This is a genomic window from Salipiger aestuarii (assembly GCF_003259905.1).
Classification (GTDB): domain Bacteria; phylum Pseudomonadota; class Alphaproteobacteria; order Rhodobacterales; family Rhodobacteraceae; genus Salipiger; species Salipiger aestuarii.
In genome coordinates this window covers 1-4,631 of sequence record NZ_QLMG01000096.1, presented here as the reverse complement: position 1 = coordinate 4,631, position 4,631 = coordinate 1, and the positions used below count along the sequence as shown (strand labels likewise).

6 protein-coding genes are annotated in these 4,631 nt (G+C 62.0%); 1 reads left to right on the top strand and 5 read right to left on the bottom strand.

Going from position 1 to position 4,631, the window contains the following annotated elements; genetic code table 11:
* Window positions 1-261 (top strand): transposase (locus tag ATI53_RS22485; RefSeq protein ID WP_211315413.1); only part of this gene is annotated, 261 nt, incomplete at its 5' end.
* Between the two features lie 352 nt (window positions 262-613).
* Here ATI53_RS22485 and ATI53_RS22480 read toward each other — a convergent pair.
* From ATI53_RS22480 to ATI53_RS22460, 5 genes are all read right to left on the bottom strand, one after another.
* Window positions 614-967, bottom strand: a complete 354-nt coding sequence (locus ATI53_RS22480) for a hypothetical protein (protein WP_009502366.1) — start codon at window positions 965-967, stop codon at window positions 614-616.
* Window positions 964-2,838 (bottom strand): TniQ family protein, encoded by a 1,875-nt coding sequence (locus ATI53_RS22475; RefSeq protein ID WP_111551423.1) that lies wholly within the window; start codon window positions 2,836-2,838, stop codon window positions 964-966. The genes ATI53_RS22480 and ATI53_RS22475 overlap by 4 nt, the downstream gene beginning before the upstream one ends.
* On the bottom strand, window positions 2,835-3,101 hold the full coding sequence (locus ATI53_RS22470; RefSeq protein ID WP_009502364.1) for a hypothetical protein: 267 nt from the start codon (window positions 3,099-3,101) through the stop codon (window positions 2,835-2,837). Before ATI53_RS22470 ends, ATI53_RS22475 begins: the two co-directional genes overlap by 4 nt.
* The gene (locus ATI53_RS22465; protein ID WP_170134657.1) at window positions 3,098-4,243 is read right to left on the bottom strand and encodes a metallophosphoesterase; all 1,146 of its coding nucleotides are present in this window, start codon (window positions 4,241-4,243) and stop codon (window positions 3,098-3,100) included. Before ATI53_RS22465 ends, ATI53_RS22470 begins: the two co-directional genes overlap by 4 nt.
* Before the next feature lie 85 nt (window positions 4,244-4,328).
* Window positions 4,329-4,631: transposase (locus tag ATI53_RS22460; protein WP_211315412.1), on the bottom strand; the 303-nt coding region annotated here is incomplete at its 5' end.

Sequence of the window (4,631 nt, the reverse complement as noted above, 5' to 3'; positions counted from 1 at the left end):
GAAGCCGGGGCGCGCCTCTTCACCTTCACTCGGCTTGACCCGTCGCAATGGAAATCGGCCCGGACCACCAACGCCATCGAACGCCTGAACGGGGAGTTCCGCCGTCGCATCAAGACCCAAACCGTGCTGCCCTGCGCCGAAACCGTGCCGATGCTGCTCTGGGCGCTGCTCGCCTCAGGCCAGATCCAGATGCGAAAGGTCGATGGCTGGGAAACCCTCTCTCAGCCCATCGAACCGATGCCTCTTGACCTCGCCGCCTGAAAAAACGAGCCTTCAAATGCCCGGAGCACGCCGACAGGGAATTTCCACAGCATTTGCGACACGACCCCGCGTCGCCAACGAAACTTTCAGGATCACCCAGTCGTCAGGTGAATACTCCATGTGCCGTTTCTCCATAGTGCATTTTCGGTAGTGCGATATCTGGGGGCGTGACACCGCTGGCCAGGGTTGAAGCCCGATGCAAGGAGTGCATCGAGGTTTGCGCTCGGCGTGCCGTGAAACACGGATGGCCGGAGGCTCTTGGGGGTCCAGTCTTAGATCGACTGAAGTGCTGGCCAAGTGGCCTGGCCTGTCTCGCAAGTGGTGTGCCTCGCGTTGCGTAGCCGCTCGTGACCTACTTGTCGTCGAACGGAGCCAGGATCGTTCTCAAGAATTCATATGTCTCTTCCGCTACGTCCTCCGCAGCTGAAGCAGGCAGGTCGTGATACCAGAACGACATTGGCAGGGTTGGCTGAATCCAAGCGGGCTCCGCGTAGGTGTTGTCGAGACGAGCGACAAATTCCGCAAACTCGGCCTTATGAGCTTTGATAGCTTGGCTCCGGGGGCCGGTAAGTTTTTCGCATTGAACGAAGACAGTACATTTTTCGCCCAGAACCAGCGCGTAGATGCATGGGATCTGATGAGCTTCGCAGTAGTTGGCATGATCCGTCACATCATTGCGGTCATATGTCGTGATGAGGTATTTCATTCCCCGTCGTTCTCCTTGTTTTGATGGCTTCTTGGTTTCGTGGTGGCAAGGTCAGCTGCGGTAGCGGCATCGCGCTCGAAAACTGCACCGTAGTCCTGCCCGTCCGGGCTGAAGGGCTCGATCCCCGCAGCGGCCAGCTTGGGCCGGAGCGCTTGCCAGGGCATGCCAAGCTCGACGGCCAGGTCGCGCAGGGTCACGAACCGCTCATTGAAAGCGGCGAGGTCGCCTGGCGCCAGGAAGCGCTGCCTTGCCTTGGTCTTGGGGTGTCGGCCTTCCGTGGATGGGACATGCCCTTCGCGCACCAGCCGCATGGCGGCGGAGCGTGTCAGACCGCACTGGCGGGCGAAGACATCGATACTGAGACCAGGCGCCTCGGGGCGCTCCAGAAGGCGTTCGATCTCGCCTTTCGTGACCACGATGCTGGCATAGCCATCACGGTTGGTGTGCCGACCGATCCGCTGAACCCTGCCGCCCTCGAGCAGCTTCAGGACCGTGCCGGGGGAGACCTTGAGGCTCTGAGCGATCGTCGGGATGTCATCCCAGCCGTGCATGGTCACGTAGACCGGCTCGGCACCGGTCAGCAGGCTTTCCAGATGCAGGTGCGCGGCACGGATGTCCCAGAGTGGCTTGTGATCTCCACCGTCGATCGCGGGCGGGAAATGGCCCTCTTTTCGCAAAAGTTCGAACTGCGAGCGGGACATGTTCAATGCTTCCTGGAAGTCCTTTGTGGACACCAGGGTGTTGATCCGGTCGAGATCCGGCTGCGCCGCCTTGGCATCGAACAGCTCCCACTGGTCATCGCGGCCGGTCTCGGCGGGCCGGACGAGATCGACATCGACCAGCAGCTTCCGCAGGCGCCGGGGATCCATGCCAAGCTCGCGCGCGGCGGTCCGGACCGAGTGGACCTTTCGCTCCAGCACAGGCTCTCCCATGAGATCGTCGCCCGGACCTAGTGGCCAGGTGCTTGCGATGTGGTCGCGGAGAAGCTCCCGGAAGGGAGCGTAGGCCTCGCCCAGGAGGTCGAACGCGAGCCTGTCGTACAGCGCGCCGTACTTCTTCTTGGGGCCGTCGGTCGGCTCGCCAATGGTCTCCTGCAGCTGCATCAGGGTATCGCGGACCGTCGCTTCCCCTGTCGTCGCGAAGCGGAAGCCCATCTCGAAGGACATCCAGGCACGTTCCGGGCCGAACTTCTTCCACTTCGGGAACCTGACCGCCCAGATGGCGCGGCCGAGCAACTCGCAGAAATGCGCGGCGGCGTAGAGGTCGAACTGATCCAGCCAACTCTCCGTGGGGGTGCCCTTAAGGCGGGCCTCGATCCATTCATCGAACGGGTTGGGGGCGCGAAGCTCCTTGTCCAGTTTTCCGGCCCATACGCCGGGTGCGATTTCGGCCAAGCGAGCGGCCGTGTCGTAGCGCCGGCCGACATTGGCCTCGGTCCAGAGCGGAACGAGAGGATGGTGATGCTTCAGGCAGAGTGTCACAGGCCGGAAGAGCCAGTGGCCCCTGATGTACATGTCGCCTTCAAAACTGTCTGGGGCGGCTTCCGCATCCTCCCGCAGACAGGCAGGGCAGCCCCGGACGGTGCTTTCCTTGATGGCCTTGGCATGAAGGCGATTGCCGCGGAACTCATGCTCCCGGTTCCCCAGGTAGCGCGGCGACCAACGCCGCAGCTCCTCGACATCAGTCGCGCTGAGATCTGCCAGACGGGCCAAGGCTTCGGGCTTGCCGTCGATCACCTGGCTGAAGGACAGTCCCATGTCGGTGCAGAAGCCCGCAGTATCGACGCCGTTCATCGCGGCGAGGCGCGATACGAAGGAGAAGGCAGTTTCCCGATCCAGGAGGTCGGGCGCGAGGGGGAGTGGTGTGGTCAACGCGGCGCCTCGTGGTCTTTTGAGTCTTCCTCAGCAGGCTCGGCCTCTTGCGCGCGAGAGGGCCTCGCTTCGGGGCATTGGTCCTGATGAGCGTAAAGCAGGTGGCCCGGGATCGGCGGCGCGCTTTCGACAAAGCGCTTCACACGCTCCGGATCAGGTTCAGCCGAGCGCGACGTCCGCCGGTAGGCGATGACGACATGAACAAGGCCAGCAAGGCAGGCCAGCATCCCCGAGATCGAAATGATCGCATCAAACGGCATCATTCAGAACCTGGCCGTGTCCGGCCGAGCGCGACGATGACATCGGTTGCGTAGTACGCGTCTCCTTCCGGCACGACAGGGCAGGCGCAACCCCTCAACGCGCGGCGCAGAAAGGTGCGCGTTGAGGGGGAGAGCTTGTCCACCAGAACAGGAACGCCGGTTTCGCTGCTCCGAAGCGCGTACTCGAAGTCCTGCTCGAGTGCCTGTCGGTCGTCCGGCAGTTCCCTAACCTCATTCGAGGACTGCGTGTTCAGCGCCGCCGCAATGAAGCAGACATCCGCCAGGTCATCCTCGTCGTCGCCGTGATCCTCGTCCGGGTAGCCGATTGAAACATTCTGGATACGTGTCCCTGCGACTGTGCAGGACAGCCGCCGGTGCGAATGTCCGAAGAACCAGGTGTCGATGTCGCTCCACTCGAGGACTTCGGTCAGGTCTGAATGATAGGCTGGCGTGAGGCCCTCGATTGGCCCTGCGGCGAACGGGTGCGGACCGTGGTGCGTGACGACAAAGGTCCTGCCACTACCGGCGAAAAGTGGGGTCGCCAGTCGTTCTTCCAGCCAAGCGCGGTGTTCCCGATGCACGGCGATTATATCCTCAGGTGTAACCGGGACTATGCGGCGCGGCAGCACCTGGTCCGGGTCAAGCCACACATGACCGGGCGCTTCGATGAAAATCATGTCGAAGTCGCGCATGAATCGGCGGGCGAAGTTCTTGGCAGCCTCCTGATCCCCCAGTAGGTCAAAGTCCGTCCACAACGTGGCGCAGAGATACCGGTCGCTGCGATGGCGGAGTTCGGTCTTCTGCGCGAACCAACTCCCGTTGGCGTGAATCAGGTCACGGAGCCGGTTCTCGTCGTCAAGCCGCCCAGAATAGTAGTCGTGATTTCCGGGGACGATGTAGATGCGATCGGCGGGCACATAGCGGGTCAGGTAGGCGAGCGCGTCCTGCAGAGACGGGCCGAAGGCGTCGGACAGGTCACCCGCGACGATCAAGGCATCGATGTTTTCCCCGAGCAGCCGATCTTCGAGGCCATGAAACTCGAGCGGGTTACTTCCATGCCAAAAATGGGACTTGAGGTGGAGGTCGGCCACTACTGCGACCGCCCCGCCATTGTCCGGGATTTCGATAATGCTGGGGTTCGGCAACTTGGGCTCCTGGACGACCGACATTCCCCCCGCAAGAGAGAGTGGGCATTGACGCCTGACGGGCTGTCTAAGAGTCCGTCCGAGATCATATCCTTTCTTGGCAAAGCCTTCGCAGCATTGATCGAATGGACGCCCATCGCAGGAACGCCAATGCGTTCTGGTTCAGGCACTCCCAGTCCTTGGCCAGGCGGCGGCAGCGATTGAGCCATCCGATGGTCCGCTCGACCACCCATCGCCTGGGCAGGACGACGAATTTGCCGGCATCCGTCCGCTTGACGATCTCGACATTGATCTTGCGGCAAACCTTCTTCAATTCCTCCTGAAACTTCGGCCCCTGATAGCCGCTGTCGGCATAGAGTTTCAGCAAGGAAGGGTACCGGCCGAAGAG

Excerpts from the sequence above, each read along its gene's own strand:
- ATI53_RS22480 (WP_009502366.1), bottom strand. The coding sequence starts at position 967 with ATGAAATACCTCATCACGACATATGACCGCAATGATGTGACGGATCAT.
- ATI53_RS22470 (WP_009502364.1), bottom strand. The coding sequence starts at position 3,101 with ATGATGCCGTTTGATGCGATCATTTCGATCTCGGGGATGCTGGCCTGC.